A 20,850-nucleotide genomic window follows, 5' to 3' on the forward strand; every position below is an offset into this window, starting at 1 on the left:
CCGGGATCCCCCGGGATTTTTTTATTCCTTTTCGATTATACTAGTTATATAGATACATCCTTCTTTTTCTTTGTTTGCAAGCCTCTTAAAGTTTAAATTAATGTCGAAATATCTGGCAGCAATATTTAAGTGTTGAAGGGCTATCCCTGCATCAATTCTATTCATTTCAATCATGTGAAAAATATTTTTGGAACTTTTAATATACATATCGATAACATTTTGATTCTTATAAAATCTCCAGGGCTGGCTATTCATGGCTGAAGGTGAAAGCCTTACAGCATCCATTATAAACCTCCAGGTATTATCAAAATCCCCAAAACAAAACTTTTCTAATTCCATTCTTCTTTTAGATCCTATAATAAGTTTTATATAGTCCGTTGCATCCTTAGGATAGCCAAAAGCCACTACAATAACTGGCTGATGGCTATCCTTCATTTTAATTATCTTTTTACATTTTTCTTATCGTATAATCCCCCAATATAACATGTTCCAAGTCCCATCTCAGTCATTTTAAGCACGATATATTCCAGGGCATAACCCACGTTTTCAAGATAGCCCTCCTTTATCTCTGACGTTGCAATTAAATAATGGGGTGCAATTATTTTGCCATAGCTTCCTATAACTCCTTTTAGTAAATCTAAAAATTGGCTTCCATTTTCAACAAGATGCAGTTCCATATCTATGTTATATAATTTTGGGTGTCTAGATATAAGCTCATAAACTTCTTCAAGCTCTGCAACTGTAATTGGTTCTTCTTGATATTTTCTTACTGATTTTCTCTTAAATATGGCCTCATATTCCCCCATAAATATCCTCCTAGATATTAATAATCTCAACATTATTTACAGCATCATCAATTAAAGCCTTAATATCTAATGCTTCTTCTGATTTCTCAATATCTTGTAGTCTCGGTTTTGTCTTTGGATGTTTTGGAACAAAAATAGTGCAGCAGTCCTCATAAGGAAGTATTGAGATATCATATGTTCCTATTTCCCTTGCAATATCCATAATATCCACCTTATCCATTCCAACAAGCGGTCTAAATACAGGCATCGCAACTACACTGTTTGTAACAAACATGCTCTCTAAAGTTTGGCTTGCTACCTGTCCTAAGCTCTCGCCAGTTGCAAGGCAAAGAGCTCCTTCTTTTCTTGCTATTTCCTCGGCAATACTCATCATGAATCTTCTCATTATTATTGTAAGTTCATCCTCACGACATTTTTCTATTATCTCCATTTGGATCTTTGTAAAGGGAACTACATATAATTTAAAGGAACCTGTGTATTCTGATAGTTTCTTTGCAAGGCTTATTACCTTTTCCTTTGCCCTCTCGCTTGTATATGGGTGGCTATGGTAATAAACCCCTACAAGTTCAAGACCTCTTTTGGCAAGCATGTATCCTGCAACCGGGCTGTCGATTCCACCGGATAAAAGCAATACACCTTTGCCTGCACTTTTATAGGGCATACCCCCTGACCTTCTAAGTAGTTTGAATAAATATATGCATCCTTTCTTATTTCTATCATTAAAGTAACTTCCGGATCATGAACATCAACGGAAATATCCTTTATATTCTTTAATATTGCTCCCCAACTTTTTTAGAAAGTTCAAGGGAGTTTAATGGGAAACTTTTATCCTGCCTTTTACATTCTACCTTAAAGGTTTTAAAATTAATTTTTTCATATGATCAACTGCAGCTTCGCATATTTTTTCAACATCCTTTTCAACAACCGTTGCCTCTGCCACACCTAAAACTCCAAATACTTTTCTTAGCTTTTCTATTGTTTCATCGGTGTAGTTTTCTATTATAATTCTCCCAGACTCTTTTATTATATTTGCTTCCTTTCCTATTCTTTGCCTTATATTTTTTATTAAAAGGTCCTCAAAGGTTTTCCTATTTAGTCCCTTTAAGGTTATTTCACTAGAATACTTTACTAAAATCTTTTTCATCTTTTGAACCTCCTCAAAAATTTTAACAAGTTCTTTAATGCGTCGATTGTTTTATCAACCTCTTCCAATTCATTCATGTGGGAAAAGCTAAACCTTATTGTTCCTTCAACTTCTTTTTCATTAAGTCCTATTGAAGGAAGAACATAGTTCCTTTGTCCAGCCCTTTTAGCTGAGCATGCTGAACCAGTAGAAACATAAATTTCATAATCCTCAAGGCCATGTAAGAGAACTTCCCTCTAACCCCTAAGAAGGATACGCTAAGTATATTATCTATATGCTTTTCATCCTGTGGGCTGTTTATTCTAATATCCTCAATCTCCTTTAGCCTTTCTATAAAATGTCTTTTTATTTCCTTAACCTTTTTCATGTTTTCTTCAATATTATTATATGCAATTTCAGCAGCAACACCAAACCCTGCGATACCTGGAACGTTTTCAGTTCCTGACCTTAAATCCTTTTCCTGACCTCCACCGGTTAATAGGGATTTTAATTTTAAATCTTTTCTTATGAATAAAGCTCCAACACCCTTTGGACCATGTATTTTATGGCTACTTAAAGATAAAAATCAACATCCAATTTTTTTACATCTATCTTTATCTTTCCTAATGCCTGAACTGCATCAAAATGAATCCTTGCCTTTTTACTCTTTGATCTTACTATCTTTATTATCTCCTCAACTGGCTGTATGGAACCTATTTCATTATTTACATACATTATCGTAACAAGCCTTGTATTATCTTTAATTGATCTTTCAAGCTCATTAAGGTCGATTATACCATCCTTATCAACAGAAAGATATGTAGCCTCAATGCCCTCATCCTCGAGCTGTTTTACAGCCTCTTTAACGCTTTTATGTTCGATGGAGGAAGTTATAACATGGTCTCCCTTTTTAAAAGGCCCTTTAAAACAGTATTGTTTGCCTCTGTTCCACCTGAAGTAAAATATATTTCATTAGGGTCAGCGTTTATTAGCCTTGCTACCCTCTCCCTTGCAAGGCTTATTTTTTCTCCGCTTCAATTCCAAGTTTGTGGGCAGAGGATGGATTCCCAAAGTTATTTATAAGGCAGTCTAAAACTTCATCAACAACTTCTTTATATGGCCTTGTTGTTGCACTATTATCAAAATATATCATAAGTATTCCTCCCTATTTTTGTAGATTTCTTAGTAAATAGATTATCACTAAGAATACTGGCTGATGAATGATATATATAAAAAGCGAATTTCTACTTATAAATTCTAAAGCCTTAAATTCTCTATTAACATTAAAAAGCCTTCTCCCTTTAGAGTAAATGCTTTTGTAGGCTACTATACCTAAAATAAAGTAAGAAATATATGGGAATATAGGGAAATAATCAATTGATGCAAAGCCATTATAGTAGAGCCCAAAGGGTAATAATAAAAAGTATCAACAGTAATATTTTTAAATACATATCCTAAATAATAAGAAATAATTACAAAAGGAATTAAAATTCTATTATTGAGTTTAGACAGCAAAGGATATAGCATCATGCAAACACCTAAAAAGTGGAGTATGCCAAATCTTACATATTCGTATTCTATAAAGATATAAGTTGCTATGGTAACTAAAATCCCTATCCCAAATACTCTTAATCCCCTTTTAAATGAGTTTTTGCTAAATCCGCTGGATATTCCAGCAACAAAAATGAATAGAAATTGTCCTATATTTGCTATAATTATCCAAAATAAACCTTCTAAATTAATATCTTTAGGCCAATAATACTTTATATCATATGCTAAATGATATATTAACATTATTATTATGGCTATAAATCTTAAAAGATCAAGTTCAAAAATTCTTTTTTCATCCTTCCCCATCCTTTAAAATTTAAAAATTTCACCTACATTTATACTAAAGTCTTCAAATATTTCCACTTTAGCTATATCTTCCTCTCCATAAATTTTAGGTTTTCCATATTCTCCGTTATTATTAAGCAAAAAACTATAACTATTTTTTCGATGGGATTTACTATCCAATATTCCTTTACTTTAAATTTTTCATATAAGTTTAGCTTTTTAATATAGTCTATTGATGCAGTTGAAGGAGATACTATTTCTATAATCATATCCGGGGCACCCTTGCATCCCCTTTCATCAAGTTTAGATTTATCACAAATTATAGATAAATCCGGCTGAACAACAGTATCAGCCTCATCCTCCCTCTGTCCTTCTTTTATTAACCTTACATCAAAGGGTGCTGCATAAACCTTGCATTCTTTGCCCAAAAGAAAATTTGAAAATATCCTTGAAAGATTCATGGAAACTTCTTGGTGAATTCTTGATGGCGCCACCATATTATAAACATAACCATCTATAAGTTCAACTCTTTCACCCTCAGGTAAATTTAAGTATTCTTTATATGTCATCTTTGTTTCAATTCTCTTAAATGCTTCACCCATAACACCAACTCCATAATCATTGTTTAATTTAATATTACATAAACAAGGTATTTTTAGCAATAGAAAAAGGGCTACCATTAGAAGATAGCCCTTTAAAAACAATATTTCAATTCAAATATTAGAAAACTATATCAGCTCTTTACTGCACCTGCAGATAATCCTTCAATTATATATTTTTGAATAAATGTAAATATAATAACAATCGGTATGGCAACTAAAATTGCACCTGCTGCAAAGGTTGTAAATTTAGTATTTGCTTGTCCTGTAACCATTTCTAAGAGTCCTACTGCTAATGTTTTCTTATCAGCAGTTCTTAAAACCAATCTTTGGAAAATGAAGTCCATCCATGGTCCTGTAAAACTTGTCAATGCAAGAAAAACAATAATTGGTTTTGCAAGTGGCATTATGATCTTTGTAAAGGTTGTAAAGTTTGAAGCCCCATCAACTCTTGCCGCTTCATCTAAACTTCTTGGAATTTGGTCAAGATATCCTTTGACTACCCATGTATTGCCTGGAATTTGTGCTCCAGCATAAAATAGCACCAATCCAATGTGTGTATTTAATAGATTTAATTGCATTAACAAAACATAGATAGCAGTAAGAGTTAAAAGCTTGGAAATACTTGTAAAACAAGTATTGTCATTAGTGTTAACTTCTTTCCTTTAAATTTAAACCTTGACAAAACATAAGCTGTAAAAGAAGTTAGTATCACAGATAAAATCATATTCATAAAAGCAATTTTCAATGTGTTCATATACCAAATTGGATAATCTGTTTTTGTAAAGAGTTCTTTATAATGAATAAAAGTAGGATTCTTAGGAAACATAGTAGAACTATATAAGCTATTACCTGGATTTAATGATGAACCAATCGTCCAAACAACAGGGAATAATACAACAATTGAATGTATTATCAAAAAGTATATAAAAATATTCTTAATATCATTTTTTTAGGACTTAATTTCTTTTTATATGAAGGACTAATAAATTCCTTTCTTTCAATATTAGAAACCATCATTGTATCAAATCCTCCTCTTTAAATGACCTTGTTCTAGTGAATGAATATGCTACGATAGGTGCTATCATTAAGAAAATTAAAATAGTAACAACCGACGCCATATGGTATTGTTGTTGATCTAAAGTCATTTTATATATCCAGGAAATCAATAAATCTGTATGTCCTGCATACCTATATTCAGGATTTACAGGTCCTCCATCAGTTACTGCATAAATTAACATAAAGTTATTAAAATTGTATGCAAAACTCATAATAATTAATGGTGCTGTTGAATAAAAAACTAAAGGTAATGTTATATGGAAAAACTTATGAAATCCTGTTGCACCATCTATATCTGCGGACTCATATAAATCCCTAGATATATTAGTTAATATACTTGTCATAAGAGCCATAAAGTAAGGTGCACCTAACCAAAGATTAATTAATACTAACACTATTTTTGCATTTAAAGGTTCTGTTAACCAATCTATCCTTGGCAATCCAATTTTTTCTATCATGTCATTTATTATTCCTGGTCCACTGAACATAAGCCTCATAACAAGCATTGATATTAACCCTGGGATAGCATAGGGCAATATAAAAATACTTCTCCAAAACTTTTTATTTTAACCTCAGCAGAATTTATTAGCATAGCCAAAAATAGTCCACCAAAATAACTCGTAAAAGTTGCTAAAAATGCCCAAATAATTGTCCATTTTATTGTTCCCTTAAGTGTTGTGCTCCATATATCCATACTAAAAAGATCTTTAAAATTACTAAATCCAACCCAATCAACTAGATTCCTTGGTGGTAAATGATAAGGTGCTGAAAAGTTTGTAAATGCGACAAGAACAGTAAATATTATTGGTAATAAAATTAAAAACATAAGAGACAAAAGTCCAGGAGTTAAAACAATATAGGGAAACATTCTATCTAATTTATCATGTATTGTCAGTTTTTTATATTCAATCCTTTCAGCATTAACTCCTGCATCTTTAATATTAAATAAATATAAAAATATTACTAAAAGCAATATTAACACAGCTATTAGGCCTTGAAGCATTAAAAATATTGAATGATCAAAAACAGCTTTCCCGTTAACATAATGAAACTTTACTTCACCCAAAGTATACAATCCCCAAAAAGCATTAGCAAAATTAGGGATATTAATTAAAGCTAAAATTTCAACCAACATAAAAGATATTCCTTTTATATACTGCTTATTGTATATCTGTCCTAGTCCCATGAAAAGTGCAGATAAAAGCATCGACTTTTTCTTTTTCTCCATCCTTTTCCCTCCTAAAAACAAATCCTCATTTTAAATATAAGGCATGGAAGTAAACTTCCATGCCATTAAATTTTAAATAATAAATTATTTTTGTGAAGCTATTGCGTCCTTTATAGTTTGAACAGCCTTATCAAGAGCTGCCTTTGGTTCCATCTTTCCATCCCAAATAGCTGAATATGCTGCAGCCATTGGTTCCCAAACAAGAGCCATTTGTGGTATTGATGGCATTGGAGTTGAGTTTTGTGCTTGAGCCATAAATCCTGCAACTATTGGGTCATCCTTTATCTCTTGCTTATCCATTAATGCTTTAACTGGAGGTATTTGTCTCGTCATTTCGAATCTCTTTAAAAGCATCTCATCTGAAGTTACAAAATCCAAGAAAAGTTTAGCAGCATTAGGATACTTTGTAAATGAGCTTAAGTATAATCCTCTGATTCCTGAGAATGATATTGGCTGCTTTCCATTCATTGTTGGAAGTGGAGCAACACCAAAGTTAACTCCAGCCTTTTGATATCCTGCAACTGCCCATGGTCCATTGATTATCATAGCAGCTTTCTTTGCTGCAAATTGCCCATCCATGAATTGATAGTTAGCATCCTTTTGCTTTACATCAAATATACTTCTTAATGATTTAAAATACTTAGCACCTTCAACTGCACCTTCGTTATTTAATCCGATATCGTCCTTATTTGTTCCATTATCTCCAAATACATATCCTCCAAATGCTGTTAAGAAGCAATGTGAGAAGTATGAGTTTCCAACATCCCACATTAAAGCATATTTCTTTTCCTTTGGATTGTTATAAGTCTTTGCAAATTCAACTATTTCTTCAAAAGTCTTTGGTGCTTCCTTTACTATGTCCTTGTTATAGAATAACGCATATGTTTCTATTGCTGTTGGATATCCATAAATTGTTCCTTCATAGCTTACACCGTTAATAGCTGCTTCGAGGAAGTCATTCTTGAATCTATCAGGATTATGATTTGGTTGAATTAAACCTGCTGCTACCATTTTACCAACGTGGTCATGTGGAGCTGAAATTATGTCAGCGCCAACGCCTGCAGGTCCATCTTGTTGTAACTTTCCTGATGTTTGAGTATGATCAACTGGTTCAAATTTAACCTTTACACCATATTTGTTTTCAAATTCTTGTGCTGCAAACTTTATAAATTCTCCTTCTGGTCCGTCGCTTTCCCAAACAACAAGGCTTGCACCTTCTTCTGGCTTAATTTCTTCTGCCTGTTGTTGGTTGCCTTGGTCTTGTGTTTCATTTGAAGTCTTCTTAGCACAGCCTGCAAATACTGACACTACTAATGTGAGTGCCAAAATAAGGCTTAAAAGTTTTTTCATAAAGATCCCCCTTTAATTTTAATTTTAAGTAAGCTTGGACAATTTTAATATTTAATTTCACAGTGCAAAAGCACTGTGAAAACGTTTGAACAATTTTATTATACACCTTTAATTCAATTTTTTCAATTCAAAAATTATTTTTAAATTCGATTTTTTTCAACAATTTTATTTCATAAAAATCAACTATATATTAAATATATATTAATTAAAATTTTCAAAAATGATAAAGAGGTAGCAATGCTACCCCTTTACTTAGTATAAGCTTTATATATATATCCTGTCTTCCCTTTGTAGTTAATCTTTAACCAATTTCCAACCTGTCCTACTACTTCAACCTTTGTTCCCTTCTTTAATGAACCAATTGCTCTTGCTTCCTTCTTGTATGAGCTTCTTACATATAGGCTTGATGCTGTAACAGTAACATATTTCTTTGGCTGTGGCTTAATAACAGGTTTATTTTCAACTGGTTTTTCTTCTTTGCCTTCCTTAACTTCATCTTTAACTGGGTCTTCACCAGCTACTAAATATCCAACCTGCACTGGTGCAATAACTTTAACATTTCTTAACTCTTCAATTAATGCTTCCCTTATTGGAATTCCTGTATCTACTACATTTTTAGCACCTTTAAAATCGTAACTGTCACCACCCTGATACATAAAGTCATTAGTAACAACGGTATAATATTTATCCATTTCCACCTTTGTTCCATCGTCAAGCCTCATTGAAGTTATTCTTTCACCCTGCTTAGCGTTTGGATCATAGTAAACTTTAACACCTGCAAGTTGAACCCAACCTATTGTTTGGTTCATTATACCATTTTCTATTGCCTTCTTAAGATCAGCACCTGAAAGTTCCATCTTAACAAGAGTATTATCAAAGGGCATTACTTCATACATCTTTCCAACGGTTATATCTCCCTTTGGAATAGATGTTCTTAATCCTCCACCATTTGTAATACCAATTTGAACGCCAGCTCTCTTTCTCATAACATCGCTTACCCATTCTCCAAGAAGGGATAAGCCCTGGAATCTATCATGTGGTAAATCAACTTCAGTTTTTCCTATAACTTCATCAAGTATTGGTTTTAAGTCTTTATCATACTTATCATATATAGCCTTAACCTCAGCATCATCAGCTAAAGTTGTGCTAACTGATACAACTGAAGGTTCAATTCCTATAAGGTATCCATAGTGATTGTATTTTAATGTTAATTTTCCTAAAGTTCTTCCGTTATAGTATGCTTGAACGATTGGCTTGCCATTTACATATCCTGAAACTGTCATATGGGTGTGGGCTGTAATTATACCATCAAGATATTTAACCTGTGCAAGATCCGCACCTTCACCAGATATAACCTTAGTTGTAGCATCCTGTGCTGTTCCAAGATGAGTTAATGCAATTAAAATATCTGCCTTTCCTTCAGGAACATAACCATTCTTAATTAGATATCCCCATTCTTCAGCTGTCTTTACTGGATCTGCAAAAATAAGGTCCTTCACGTTTTCAGGTTTTGTCTTATAGGCAGTCTCTGGTGTTGCAAGGCCAAGGAAGGCTATCTTTACGCCATTTACTGTTACATACTTATATGGCTTTGCCCATGTTACAGGTTTTCCTGTGGTCTTATCAATAATATTTGCAGCCAAGAAATCAAAGCCACCTTCTTCTGCCCACTTTGGTATTAAATCCAAGCCCCAGTCAAATTCATGGTTACCAACAGCAGATGCAACTATTCCTAAATTCTTTAACATATCAGATACCGGTTTTCCTTTTAGTAAGTTAGACATAGCTGAACCTTGATATATATCTCCTGCTGCAACAACTATAGTATTAGGGTTATTCTTTTTAATATCCTTTATTGCAGTTGCAAGTTTTGCAGCACCTGGGTTCTTTCCTTCTGTCTTTAATGCACCATGGAAGTCGTTGAAGGATATTATTTCAATTGTTTTTGTAATATCCGGAACCATATCCCATGTAACTGATTTTACATTTGGTGTTCTTCCATCTGCTGAAGTTGGAAGGCTCATCTTGCCGCTGTTTACAAGCTCTACAACTTTATCATGTTTATCTTTATCCCAGCTGTAGCCTATAAGTTTCCAATTGTTGCTGCATTCTGGATAAATTACTCCACCCTTTACTTCCTTTATGTATTTTGCAATCATTTCTCTAACCTGTGGAGTATCCTTCATGTCAACTTCTGAATTAAATACAACTTCAACATTTTCACCCTTAAATAGTCCTGTGTCCTTGTTTAAAAGATGCGTATTAGCTCTATAATTGTTTACAGCAAGCTTTATTATATCGTCATCCTTAACAGGAGTATCATTCATATACCTTAAATTCTTTATTCTGTTTCCAGGTTCTGCTGAAATATCTATTTCATATTTTACTCCATAGAACATGTCATAGTTGTATATTCTTATATTTGGATTAAATGAAATTGTAAGGTCCCCTGGCTTAAATGTGTTATAATAGCTTGCTGACCATTCCATGTATTTTTGAGTTGTTTTCCTGTTACTTTTAAAACATAAAGGCTGTTATCATATTGATAAATCAATGATGTATCAGACTTTTTGATAGGTCCTGCCTTAATATTGGATCTGGAATTAAATAGTGCTGCAGCTGCAACGTCTGCTTTTCCGTAATACATCTGAACTTTATTTATAAGCTCAATCATTGCTGTAGGCTGAAGCTGTGCCTGTGGAATTCCCTTTATTTCATCGGCTGGAGCTAGATCCCCACCAACAAGCTCACCTATAACTGTATTTGCATCAGCAAGGGCTATTTCATGATATGGTTTTAATTTTTCATAAAGCTCTTTATCTTCATCATAAACAATAGTTGGCGATGAAGATGAGCCTGTATAAACATCAATAAGCTCAGAATTTACGTCAGTATTTCTATCTGCAATTACGTATTTTCCGTTTGCATTCTTTGTAAGCTTAATTGTAATTCTTGCAAGTTGTGCGCCGTTGCTTGTAGGCTCTGTAATTACTACGCCATTAACAACATTTTTAGCAACCTTTGCATGAGCGTGTCCTGCAACAATTGCAGCAAGTTCTGGAACTGCCTTTGCAAGCTCATCTGCACCGTCGTTGCCATACTCAGGGGTTGGACCCATATGTTCAACTGCGATGATAACGTCAACTTGGTCTTTAATCTTATCTACTACTTTTCTTGTCTCTTCAATTGGATTTGTTACGGTATAGCCTTTTAGGTTTTCAGCATCCCACTTTGTTATATGTGGGGTTACCATACCTACTATACCAACTTTTACCCCGCCTCTTTCGATTATTGCATAGGGTGCTCCTAATGTTGTTCCATCCTGTTTATATACGTTTCCACAAAGTGCCCTTCCTTTGAATTGGGAAGCTATCTTTTCAAGAGTTGGAATACCATAGTTAAATTCATGGTTTCCAAATGTCCAAGTATCGTATCCCATTTCGTTCATTGCTACTATCATTGGATGTTTTTCAGAATTGTTAAATAGCTGATTTGAGTTGCCTTGAATTGTATCGCCATTGTCTACTAAGATAGTGTTTGGATTTTGTGCTCTGAATTTTTTAACCGCAGAAAAGATCTGAGCAAGACTACCTGTTTTGCTAACTGAGTTTGTTGCATAATCGTAGGATACAAATCTTCCATGAAGGTCACTTGTTGCAAGGATTTGGATTTCAACTGTGTCTGAATTTGCACTAGCTTTAATAGGTCCAAGGATTGTAAAAATCATTAAAAGCGTCAAAATCCATGAGGTCAATACCTTAAAATACTTTTTCATCATATCCCCCTAGAAGTATTTTTAGAGTGTATTAAAATTATAATCCTTTTTTAAAAGTTTGTAAATATTTCTTATGTTTCAAAAAATTTAACTTTTATGACTTTTTATAGTATAATTAAGTTAAAATTAATCTTAGGAGGTCAAAAATGGAACTTAATAAATTCATCGAATTTAAAGAAAAATTAATAAAAAATATCTCAAATATAATTGTTGTAAGTGGTAAAATAAAATGGAGAGATTTCGGAAGTTAAAAATCCCGAAAATTTACCAGTAATATATACAGCAACTATCTTCTCCTGTTAAAATTTAATTAGTTTAAGATAACAGGGGAGATATTGTGGGAATCATAAATGGTAAAAGAAGGGATGGAGATTGTTTTCTGAAATCAAAAACCTAAAGGGAAATGGCTTGAAAAAGTCTCAAATTGCAAGATATCTGGGGGTGGATTACAAAACGGTTAGTAAATACTTCAACATGACACCTGATGAATTTTCAGATTTAAACAGAAAGAGAAAAAGAAAAAGCTTGATATCTACAAGGATCAGATACTTCAATGGCTTAGCACTTATCCTGATTTATCATCGGCTCAGATAACTGACTGGATTAAAGAAAGATATGGCAATGTTCCGTGTTCTGAAAGATCAGTAAGGGCATATATAAGTTCCTTGAGAAGTGAATACAAAATACCAAAGCAGGGACACAAAAGACAATATGAAGCAGTAGAAGAATTAGAAATGGGATTCCAATCACAGGTGGATTTTGGTCAGATTTGGGTTGATACTATAGATGGCTCAAGAATAAAGCTGTATTGCTTTGCCATGGTTCTATCACATTCAAGAATGAAGTTTGCCTACTGGCAGGCCAAGCCTTTTACTACTGTTGATTTTATCGAAGCACACGATAAAGCATTTGAATTCTTTGGTGGAAGCACTAAAGAGATTGTTTATGATCAAGATAGGCTTCTTGCAGTTGATGAAAACTTTGGTGATGTAATATATACTGAAGAATTTCAAAAATATGTGGACTTTATGAAATTTAAAATTAGATTATGTAGACCATATGACCCAGAAAGTAAGGGGAAAATAGAAGCGGTAGTGAAATATGTTAAGAATAATTTTGCAAAACATAGAATTTTTGAAGATATAGATTCATTTAATAAATCCTGCTTAGAATGGCTCGATAGAACAGGCAATGCAAACGTTCATGGGACAATAAAAAGAATACCGAAAGAAGTGTTTGCACTCGAAAAACAACACTTAATTCCGGTATCCCCAAAACAAAATTCACCTAAGAACATTTTAACCTATGTCGTTAGAAAAGACAATACCCTATTGTATAAGCAAAATAGGTATCAATTACCCAAAGGAACTTATGAACCTGGTAAAAAGGTTAATGTTGTTATCGAAGGTGAATTTATCAAAGTTTTGGATATTGAAAAAAATAATTTAATAGTTAAGCATAGGATATCCAATGAAAGGGGAAGTTGATAAAACTTTCGCATCCTGAAAGAGATAGAAATACTGAACTTGATAAGCTTTATGATGATGTTTTTAGATTGCTTGGCTTTTCAGAAGAAGCTAAAATCCTGTTAGATGAAATCAGAAAAGAAAAAGCAAGATATTTTAGGGATCAATTAAGTCTTTTAAAAAAGCAGTAGAAGGCATTGATGCTGATGTAATTAATAAAGCTTTAATGTATTGCTTGGAAAGAAGGATGTATTCAGCTACGCTTTTAAAGAAGCGGTTGAATATTTCAATCTTAAAGAAAAAGAAAAAATAGGCACAGAAAAACAGAAAACAAATCCTATCCCTGAAAAATACAAGAATGTAAAACCTGACATAAGAAGCATTGAAGAATATTGTAAGATAATTGGAGGGATAGGGCAATGGATAAGATAAAGATAATCAAAGATTATGCGAGGAATCTTAAGCTTGGGTATATACGGGATAACGTCCAGAAGATTATTGATGATGCAGATAATAAAGATTTATCATACCATGATTTGATAATAGAGCTATTAAAGGGTGAGATAGAGCAAAGAAATAGAAAGGCACAGGAAAGAAGGCTAAAACAGGCTGGATTTCCTGTGATAAAAACAATAGAAAGCTTTGACACAGAGTTTCAAAGATCAATAACTAAAAAGCAGATAAACAGGCTTTTAGAGATGGACTGGATAGATAATATATATAACCTAATATTTTTAGGACAACCTGGAGTAGGTAAAACGCATCTTGCAATAGCACTTGGATACAAAGCTGTTGAAATGGGATACAAGGTAAGTTTCACAACGATGGACAGGCTAATGTATCATTTAAAAACACAGGATATATCAAGGAAAAGCAAAAGTAAAATAAATAGGATATACTCTTCAGACCTTGTCATAATTGATGAAATTGGATATTTACCGATTTCACATGAAGAAGCAAATATGTTTTTTCAATTAATATCAAATCTACATGAACAAACGTCAATAATTATCACATCTAATAAAGGGTTTGAAGAGTGGAGTGAGCTTTTGCAGGATGTAGCATTAACCACAGCTATATTGGACAGGCTAACCTACCGATGTGAGATTTTTAATATGACAGGCAAAAGCTACAGGTTGGAAAACAGGAAGTCGCTATTTAATGATTAGATGGAAAAATTTCGGGATAAAAATTTCCGAAATTTCTCCAAAAGTACTTGCCGATTACAATTGTTGGAAAGGATAAGGAAATTGAACTAATTATTACTTCCTTTATATCCTCTGGACATATATTATTAGAGGACATTCCAGGCGTTGGTAAAACAACCCTTGTTAAGGCCTTTGCAAAATCCTTAGGCTTAGAATTTAAGAGGGTCCAATTTACTCCTGACCTTTTACCATCTGATTTAACTGGAATCAATTTTTATAATCCAAAAACAAGTGAATTCCAATTTAAAAAGGGGCCTTTATTTGCAAACATCGTCCTTGCCGATGAAATAAACAGGGCAACCCCAAGGACGCAGTCTGCCCTTTTAGAGGCAATGGAGGAAAAACAAATAACCGTCGATGGTCAAACTATTAAACTTCCTATTCCCTTCATGGTTTTAGCGACACAAAATCCTATAGAAAGCTATGGAACCTTTCCTCTTCCTGAGGCACAAATAGATAGATTTTTAATGAAAATTAGTCTTGGATATCCTGAAAGGGAGGAAGAATTTAAAATTATTGATAAATTTGTTAAAGGGGATTTTGAAAAGGATATCGATGCTGTTGTAGACTTTGATGAAATTAAATATGTTAAAGAAAACTACACTAAAGTTAAAGCAAATCAAGATGTTCTAAATTATATATTAGATATAATAAAGGCAACAAGAAATGATAGCAGAATTGAACTTGGCGTAAGTCCCCGTGGAACGCTTGCACTTTTTAAATCTTGCCAAGCCTTTGCTGCATTAAACGGAAGGGATTTTATAATTCCAGAGGATGTGAAATACCTTGCTCCCTATATACTTAGCCATAGAATATTAACTAAGCAAAGCTCTAAAGAGAGCTTTTACATCATAAATAGCATACTGGAGAACACTCCCGTTCCTTTAGAAAATTTTTAGGGGTGAAATGATGTTTATATGGCTATTTATTTTAATACTATTAGGGATATATATTAATTTTTATCTAAGAAAAACGCCTTTAAAAAACTATTTTATTCAGTAAAATTCTCTAAAGAAATTGTAGAAATAGGTGAGGAATTTGAAATTATATCAATAATAGAAAACAAAAAGATATATCCAATTACATATCTAAATATAAGCCAGGAATATCCGGAAGAATTTGAGTTTATAGAGGGAAATAATTTTAAAGGTGCATATAAAACAAAGATGTCTGTCCTGCCCTTTCAAAGGGTAAAAAGATCCTTTAAGGTTTCATGTTTAAAAAGAGGGCGATACATATTAAAAAATGCAGAGATAACCTGCGGTGACACTTTTGGATTTGAGACGATGACACAATTTTATGAATCCTTTGCAGAAATTGTTGTCCTCCCAAAATCCTATAGCCTAAAAAACTAACACCCTATGGTTCATACACCGGTGATATATCAGTAAAAAGATGGATCATTGAGGACCCTTTGGTTAACATCGGAATAAAGGAATATACAGGAAGGGAACCTTTAAAGCAAATCCATTGGCCTTCTTCTTTAAAACATCAAAAATCATGGTTAAAGAATACGATTTCACGACTGACAACAACCTTTTAATTGCTTTAAATATTGAAACCTGCAAGCCCTTTTGGCAAAAAATCGACGGAGATGCAATTGAAAGATGTATATCCATAACAAGGAGCTTAGTGGATGAATTTGAAAGTCTAAAGGTGCCCTATGGTTTGATTTCAAATGCCCAAAATTTTTTAAACAGCACATTATACCGTCCAGGGCTTGGTCTAAACCATAGATTAAAAATTTTAGAATCCCTCGGCAGAATAGATTACAGCATATTTTGCCCCTTTGAAGATATAATTAAAACAAAAATTCTATTAAAAACACAACTATAGTAGTTATAACTCCTATAATTTTAGATGAATATGTAAGTCCTATTAATAATCTTACAAAATTTTATCAAAAAGTAGTTTTAATAACTTTAAATACTAATAATATAGGGAAGGTAGCCAAACAAATTGAAATATATTTTGAAGGTGAGTAAAATGAAAATTTTTTATGTAATAAACAGGCTTTCAATTTTTTACATTCTTCTTTATTCCCTTTCCTTCATATTTTACGGCTTAATTTATAGCATAAATCCCTTTATAAGATATACAAGTCTAATTATTTTATCAGCTATAGTTTTAGTTTTCTCTTTTAAAGAAGAATTGTCATATTATTATTTCCTTGATAAATTTCAAATTGAAATAAAAATAATACTTGGTCTCTTTGGCTTTTTCTTGATTTTTTTCAAATTTCCTTCTTAAACAAAATATCCGGTATATTATTTGTTTATCTAGTATCTTCAATCATACTATCAAGGAGCTTAAGGATTGAAGAAACCCTCTCGGATAATGCAGAGAAGCTAAATAAAAAATAAATTATATTATTCTCTTAACCTCAGTAATAATTAGCATAGAAAAATTAAGACAGGCTTTATTAAAATTCTTAATCCTTATTTACAACAGAATAATAGAAATATTTTTTATCTTTTTCTTGGTTTTTCGTTATTGTAGCAAAACTACTTGAAAAATTATTTAAAGGCTTAAGGATAAAAGTGGCCTCTAACGGTCAAGAAGGAATTCTACAAATAAAAGATGTAAAAAGAATTATAGAAAACAAAGAAAATAAAAATCTTTTTGTTTTTATAAATCAATGTCAATTATATTTCAAATACTAATATTTTTACTATTTATATTTTTAATTTATAAGATTTTTTAAGATATTATAATTCCTCCAAAGAATATGCAAAATTCAAAGAAGAAAGGGAATTTATTAGGGATAATTTATCGATAAACAAGATATTCAAAAGAATCGCAAGACCAACCAATAAGATTAGATTATATTATCAAAAATATTTGATTTATATAAATAAATTCAAACAGCTAAAAACCTCCGATACAACGCTTTCAATAAAACAAACAGCTGACTCTTTAATATCGCCTGACATAAACGAATTTATAAGGAATATTTATATAAAAGAAAGATATGGTGAACAAATTTTAAATCCTTATGATAAAGATAAATTCATTAAAACCATCAAAAATATAAAAAAGCACGTAATATGATCACGTGCTTTTTCTTATTATCAGCTTAGTTTCAATAACATCCGTATCGCTGTAAAGATTTTTATCTTCAATAAGATCCAAAAGCTTTTGTGCCGCCCTTTCGCCTAAAAGTCTCATGTTTTGATCAACGGTTGTAAGTTTTGGATTTGTCATTTGTGAAAGTATTATATTGTCAAAGCCTATTATAGCGATATCATCAGGAACCTTAAGGTTTAGTTCATAGCATCCGTTTAAAACTCCAATTGCCATAAGGTCATTGCAGGCAAAGAAGGCAGTAATTTCTTTCCCCAATTGATATTTTGATGATAACTCAATCAAAACCCTCATCGTATTCTCAACAACATCTATGTTGTTTCCATCTTGAACAGTAATAACTATGGGCTCAATTCCTATATTTTTCATATATTCTTTATATAAATTCTCCTTTATATCATAGGAATAACTGCTCTCTCCTCTTATAAAGGCAATATTTTTATGCCCTAATGAAATCAAATGTTCAAGGGCCTCCTTAGTTCCCTTTTCTTCATCTGATAGGACAAAATTTGTTCTAACGTTTTCATGATAACCATTAATACAAACAACAGGAATCTTTTTAGAAACCTCTTCTATAAATCCATTTTTCATATTTTCCGTTTGAGGGTCAATAAGGACTATCCCATCTACATATCTTTCTAAAAATTTGTCTATCCTTCTTTTTCAGAATCCGCTCTACCCCTTGAATCGCTAATATATACATCATAATCCCTGCTTCTCATAATCCTTTCAATTCCATGCACAACTTCAGTAAAGAACATATTTGTAAGTCCAGGGACTACAACCCCAATACTATTTGTTCGTTTATTTATAAGGCTTCTTGCAAGGGGATTTGGTTGAAAATTAAGCTTTTTAATTGCAGCCTCTACCCTCTCCCTTGTCTCCTTTTTACAGGATAATTCCCATTGATAACCCTCGAAACTGTTGTTATAGAAACACCAGCTTCCCTTGCCACATCTTCAATGGTATATTTCATAATTGTCCCTCCAAGGCAACATTTCTTAATCCGATTATACATTACTTTAGCGCTGTAGTCACCACTAAATCTCCTTTAATCGAATTAATTGGCTTGAAAAATCTCCATCTAATATAAGTTCTAACCCTACATTTTTTAAATAAGCTCCACCTTTTCTAACAATTTTATCACCGTATTTAACTTCATATATTTTATCGGCATTTAATCCCTTTAATTTAACTTTATATTGTTTTCTCCCGAATTTTTCATATAACTTAAATACAAAAACGACTGATTCCCCTTGATAAACATACTGAAGAGCATGGATTTCATCTTTAAGAATGGATTTAATTCTAAAAGATCTCCCTTTTGAACTATATGCCTTATTTCTTTATACTGCTTTATCTTCTCCTTTGCCAATTCAATTTCTTCCTTTGTCCATTTATTTATATTTCCTCCAATACCAAGTGAGCCCATCATAGCAACATGAAATCTAAATTCAAGAGGAATGGTCCTTCCATTTATAAAATTTGGGCAATCTGTTACCCAGCATCTCATAGTATTTGCAGGATAAACATAGCTTACAGACTCTTGAATAAATAGCCTATCTAAAGCATCGGTATTATCACTTGTCCAAAATTCATCGAAATAATTTAAAACTCCAAAATCCATTCTCCCTCCTCCAGAGGCACAGGCCTCAATCTCTATCCCCTTATGTTTTCCCCTTAATCTTTCAATTAGATCAAACACAGCCTTAGAATGTAAGAGCCAAATCATCTTCTGTTCTTTTATGTCCAAATTAAGAGCCCCAGCCTCAGAAAAGGGCCTATTCATATCCCATTTTATATATTTTATATTGTAATTAGTAAGCAACCCATCCAGCACATTAAAAATATACTCCTTTACTTCATTTAAACTTAAGTTTAATACCAGCTGATTTCTTGAAGTTGTAAGTTCTCTGTTGTTAAACCTATATACCCAATCAGGATGCTGTCTATAAAGTTCGCTATCAGGATTTACCATTTCAGGTTCTATCCATAAACCAAAATCCATACCAAGCCTGTTAACTTCATGGATTAACTCCTCCAGCCCATTTGGAAATTTATCTCTATTTACCTTCCAGTCCCCTAAGCCTGCTGAATCGCTATTTCTTTCTCCAAACCATCCATCATCCACAACAAACAATTCACAACCTATATCCTTTGCCTTTCTTGCCAATTCAATCTGTTCATCACATTTAACATTAAAAAGAGTTGCCTCCCAGGAATTAAACAGGACCGGCCTTAAGGAATTTCTAAGGTCAACAGGTAGGATAATATCCCTTACAAATCTATGAAGCCTATGGGACATATCTGAATATCCTTTATCTGTATATCCAATATATGCTTTAGGCAGAATAAGTTCCTCTGATGCCTTTAACCTGTATTCAAAGTCAAAATCGTTTAACCCCATTAATAGCCTTGTATAGTAATAGGGAGTGACTTCAACTAAAATTTTAAAATTACCAGTATATTCTAATGCTCCAAAGTAAACCTCACCCTTATCTTCACTTGCATCAATATCTATTATAAAATATGGATTATTGTTATGTCCTGTGTTACCCGTTCTGCTTTCAAGGATTAACTTGCCCCCATCTAATCTTTGTTTAAACCTTCTTCCTTCTCCTGCCCAATGCCCCAACACATTTGTTATGTTATATCCTGTTCCATCTATATTAATTTCACATGAATAGGCCTTTTCAATAAAAATATCTTCTTCTCCTAAATTTTTATTTCTACCCATCTTGCAATAATATCGTATTCCTCATATATTTTATAATTTAAAAATATAGCTATTGGATAAAATTTATCCTTTAGCCTTATTCTTAACACATCCTCTTCAATAGCAAAACCGTCATATTCCAATACCAAATCCCTTGTCCCATCGCTAAATCTTACCTTAACAGCCGGCTCTTTATATCTTAGTCCCCCCAAGGTGTATATTCTTCCCATGCTATATCGCAGCTGGAATCATTAGAGGATATATCCCTAATTTCAAAGTGTTCAAAGTCCTTCTCATCAGCTTTATTCCCAAAATAAATATGCCTTAAGAGGCCCTTATAAGGCCCAAAGGCATATTGAATATTCTTCCCTTCCAAAATAAATATATTATTTAATACCTTTATCATCTATATCCCCCGACTATTTTTACTTCAAAGGGCGAAAGTGTATATTCTCCAAAAGCTTTTTCCTCTTCAGTATGGTTTATTATAAATAAATATTTTTTCCCATCATACTCCCTTTTGTATATTTCAATTCCTTCCTCCGAATTATAATGCTCTAAACTCAGCTCTTTAATAACTTCAATTGCAATTTCATCCAC

The 20,850-nt window shown here is 32.7% G+C and carries 20 protein-coding genes and 5 pseudogenes; 6 read left to right on the forward strand and 19 right to left on the reverse strand.

What is annotated here, in order from left to right:
- Positions 1-21: 21 nt before the first annotated feature.
- The 12 genes and pseudogenes from PWK10_RS12845 to PWK10_RS19990 form a co-directional block, all read right to left on the reverse strand.
- Positions 22-435, reverse strand: coding sequence for a nitroreductase family protein (locus PWK10_RS12845; RefSeq protein WP_274766307.1), 414 nt, complete (start codon positions 433-435; stop codon positions 22-24).
- A 5-nt stretch (positions 436-440) separates the two neighbouring features.
- Positions 441-806, reverse strand: a complete 366-nt coding sequence (locus PWK10_RS12850; protein WP_274766308.1) for a nitroreductase family protein — start codon at positions 804-806, stop codon at positions 441-443.
- 10 nt (positions 807-816) lie between these two features.
- Positions 817-1,950 (reverse strand): annotated as a pseudogene (gene thiI / locus PWK10_RS12855) (tRNA uracil 4-sulfurtransferase ThiI).
- A pseudogene (locus PWK10_RS12860) lies at positions 1,947-3,082 on the reverse strand (cysteine desulfurase family protein). The pseudogenes thiI and PWK10_RS12860 overlap by 4 nt, the downstream one beginning before the upstream one ends.
- Positions 3,083-3,094: 12 nt before the next feature.
- A pseudogene (locus PWK10_RS12865) lies at positions 3,095-3,786 on the reverse strand (heparan-alpha-glucosaminide N-acetyltransferase).
- 62 nt (positions 3,787-3,848) lie between these two features.
- Positions 3,849-4,367, reverse strand: a complete 519-nt coding sequence (locus PWK10_RS12870; protein WP_342455525.1) for a Uma2 family endonuclease — start codon at positions 4,365-4,367, stop codon at positions 3,849-3,851.
- Positions 4,368-4,498: 131 nt separating this feature from the next.
- Positions 4,499-4,909 (reverse strand): ABC transporter permease subunit, encoded by a 411-nt coding sequence (locus PWK10_RS12875; protein ID WP_274766310.1) that lies wholly within the window; start codon positions 4,907-4,909, stop codon positions 4,499-4,501.
- Positions 4,910-5,380: 471 nt separating this feature from the next.
- Positions 5,381-5,929 carry a carbohydrate ABC transporter permease gene (locus PWK10_RS12880; protein ID WP_274766311.1) on the reverse strand — a complete coding sequence of 183 codons (549 nt, stop codon included), beginning with the start codon at positions 5,927-5,929 and terminating at the stop codon, positions 5,381-5,383.
- Positions 5,930-5,934: 5 nt separating this feature from the next.
- Positions 5,935-6,651: a hypothetical protein gene (locus PWK10_RS12885; RefSeq protein WP_274766312.1), complete on the reverse strand. Its 717-nt coding sequence runs from the start codon at positions 6,649-6,651 to the stop codon at positions 5,935-5,937.
- Between the two features lie 84 nt (positions 6,652-6,735).
- Positions 6,736-8,001 (reverse strand): sugar ABC transporter substrate-binding protein, encoded by a 1,266-nt coding sequence (locus PWK10_RS12890; RefSeq protein ID WP_274766313.1) that lies wholly within the window; start codon positions 7,999-8,001, stop codon positions 6,736-6,738.
- 248 nt (positions 8,002-8,249) lie between these two features.
- On the reverse strand, positions 8,250-8,540 hold the full coding sequence (locus PWK10_RS19985) for an SH3 domain-containing protein (protein ID WP_446715377.1): 291 nt from the start codon (positions 8,538-8,540) through the stop codon (positions 8,250-8,252).
- A gap of 68 nt (positions 8,541-8,608) precedes the next feature.
- Positions 8,609-11,779 (reverse strand): annotated as a pseudogene (locus tag PWK10_RS19990) (metallophosphoesterase).
- A 485-nt stretch (positions 11,780-12,264) separates the two neighbouring features.
- Between PWK10_RS19990 and istA the strand changes: the two are divergent.
- The 6 genes from istA (at position 12,265) to PWK10_RS12930 (ending at position 16,286) form a co-directional block, all read left to right on the forward strand.
- Positions 12,265-13,263, forward strand: coding sequence for an IS21 family transposase (gene istA, locus PWK10_RS12905; RefSeq protein WP_342455794.1), 999 nt, complete (start codon positions 12,265-12,267; stop codon positions 13,261-13,263).
- Positions 13,260-13,433: a hypothetical protein gene (locus tag PWK10_RS12910; protein WP_274766316.1), complete on the forward strand. Its 174-nt coding sequence runs from the start codon at positions 13,260-13,262 to the stop codon at positions 13,431-13,433. Before istA ends, PWK10_RS12910 begins: the two co-directional genes overlap by 4 nt.
- A gap of 40 nt (positions 13,434-13,473) precedes the next feature.
- Positions 13,474-13,674 (forward strand): hypothetical protein, encoded by a 201-nt coding sequence (locus tag PWK10_RS12915; protein WP_274766317.1) that lies wholly within the window; start codon positions 13,474-13,476, stop codon positions 13,672-13,674.
- On the forward strand, positions 13,662-14,411 hold the full coding sequence (gene istB / locus PWK10_RS12920; RefSeq protein WP_274766318.1) for an IS21-like element helper ATPase IstB: 750 nt from the start codon (positions 13,662-13,664) through the stop codon (positions 14,409-14,411). The genes PWK10_RS12915 and istB overlap by 13 nt, the downstream gene beginning before the upstream one ends.
- 47 nt (positions 14,412-14,458) lie before the next feature.
- A complete protein-coding gene (locus tag PWK10_RS12925) occupies positions 14,459-15,349 on the forward strand; it encodes an AAA family ATPase (RefSeq protein WP_274766319.1) in 891 nt (296 codons plus the stop codon).
- Between the two features lie 571 nt (positions 15,350-15,920).
- On the forward strand, positions 15,921-16,286 hold the full coding sequence (locus tag PWK10_RS12930; RefSeq protein WP_274766320.1) for a hypothetical protein: 366 nt from the start codon (positions 15,921-15,923) through the stop codon (positions 16,284-16,286).
- 1,215 nt (positions 16,287-17,501) lie between these two features.
- On the opposite strand, the gene PWK10_RS12935 is transcribed toward PWK10_RS12930, so the two are convergent.
- The 7 genes and pseudogenes from PWK10_RS12935 to PWK10_RS18845 all read right to left on the reverse strand — a co-directional run bounded on the left by PWK10_RS12935 (position 17,502) and on the right by PWK10_RS18845 (position 20,850).
- Positions 17,502-18,188 carry a substrate-binding domain-containing protein gene (locus PWK10_RS12935; protein WP_342455795.1) on the reverse strand — a complete coding sequence of 229 codons (687 nt, stop codon included), beginning with the start codon at positions 18,186-18,188 and terminating at the stop codon, positions 17,502-17,504.
- Positions 18,189-18,399: 211 nt separating this feature from the next.
- Positions 18,400-18,510, reverse strand: a complete 111-nt coding sequence (locus PWK10_RS12940; protein WP_274766321.1) for a LacI family DNA-binding transcriptional regulator — start codon at positions 18,508-18,510, stop codon at positions 18,400-18,402.
- A gap of 64 nt (positions 18,511-18,574) precedes the next feature.
- Entirely contained in the window at positions 18,575-18,832 is a 258-nt protein-coding gene (locus PWK10_RS19995) for a GH36 C-terminal domain-containing protein (protein WP_446715378.1), read from the reverse strand.
- The gene (locus PWK10_RS12945; protein ID WP_446715379.1) at positions 18,721-19,941 is read right to left on the reverse strand and encodes an alpha-galactosidase; all 1,221 of its coding nucleotides are present in this window, start codon (positions 19,939-19,941) and stop codon (positions 18,721-18,723) included. The genes PWK10_RS19995 and PWK10_RS12945 overlap by 112 nt, the downstream gene beginning before the upstream one ends.
- A gap of 21 nt (positions 19,942-19,962) precedes the next feature.
- A pseudogene (locus PWK10_RS20000) lies at positions 19,963-20,480 on the reverse strand (glycoside hydrolase family 36 N-terminal domain-containing protein); the annotation flags it as partial.
- Positions 20,450-20,656 carry a hypothetical protein gene (locus PWK10_RS12955; protein WP_274766324.1) on the reverse strand — a complete coding sequence of 69 codons (207 nt, stop codon included), beginning with the start codon at positions 20,654-20,656 and terminating at the stop codon, positions 20,450-20,452. The gene PWK10_RS12955 and the pseudogene PWK10_RS20000, both read right to left, overlap by 31 nt.
- Positions 20,653-20,850 (reverse strand): Beta-galactosidase C-terminal domain, encoded by a 198-nt coding sequence (locus PWK10_RS18845; protein WP_342455796.1) that lies wholly within the window; start codon positions 20,848-20,850, stop codon positions 20,653-20,655. Before PWK10_RS18845 ends, PWK10_RS12955 begins: the two co-directional genes overlap by 4 nt.

The organism is Caloramator sp. Dgby_cultured_2 (assembly GCF_028872215.1).
In the GTDB taxonomy this organism is placed as follows: domain Bacteria; phylum Bacillota; class Clostridia; order Clostridiales; family Caloramatoraceae; genus Caloramator; species Caloramator australicus.

What these genes read in the sequence shown, in the direction of transcription:
- PWK10_RS12845 (WP_274766307.1), bottom strand. Translation starts at nt 435, where the DNA reads ATGAAGGATAGCCATCAGCCAGTTATTGTAGTGGCTTTTGGCTATCCT.
- PWK10_RS12850 (WP_274766308.1), bottom strand. Translation starts at nt 806, where the DNA reads ATGGGGGAATATGAGGCCATATTTAAGAGAAAATCAGTAAGAAAATAT.
- PWK10_RS12870 (WP_342455525.1), bottom strand. Translation starts at nt 4,367, where the DNA reads ATGGGTGAAGCATTTAAGAGAATTGAAACAAAGATGACATATAAAGAA.
- PWK10_RS12880 (WP_274766311.1), bottom strand. Translation starts at nt 5,929, where the DNA reads ATGCTTGTTATGAGGCTTATGTTCAGTGGACCAGGAATAATAAATGAC.
- PWK10_RS12885 (WP_274766312.1), bottom strand. Translation starts at nt 6,651, where the DNA reads ATGGAGAAAAAGAAAAAGTCGATGCTTTTATCTGCACTTTTCATGGGA.
- PWK10_RS12890 (WP_274766313.1), bottom strand. Translation starts at nt 8,001, where the DNA reads ATGAAAAAACTTTTAAGCCTTATTTTGGCACTCACATTAGTAGTGTCA.
- istB (WP_274766318.1), top strand. Translation starts at nt 13,662, where the DNA reads ATGGATAAGATAAAGATAATCAAAGATTATGCGAGGAATCTTAAGCTT.
- PWK10_RS12940 (WP_274766321.1), bottom strand. Translation starts at nt 18,510, where the DNA reads ATGAAATATACCATTGAAGATGTGGCAAGGGAAGCTGGTGTTTCTATA.
- PWK10_RS12945 (WP_446715379.1), bottom strand. Translation starts at nt 19,941, where the DNA reads ATGGGGTTAAACGATTTTGACTTTGAATACAGGTTAAAGGCATCAGAG.
- PWK10_RS12955 (WP_274766324.1), bottom strand. Translation starts at nt 20,656, where the DNA reads ATGATAAAGGTATTAAATAATATATTTATTTTGGAAGGGAAGAATATT.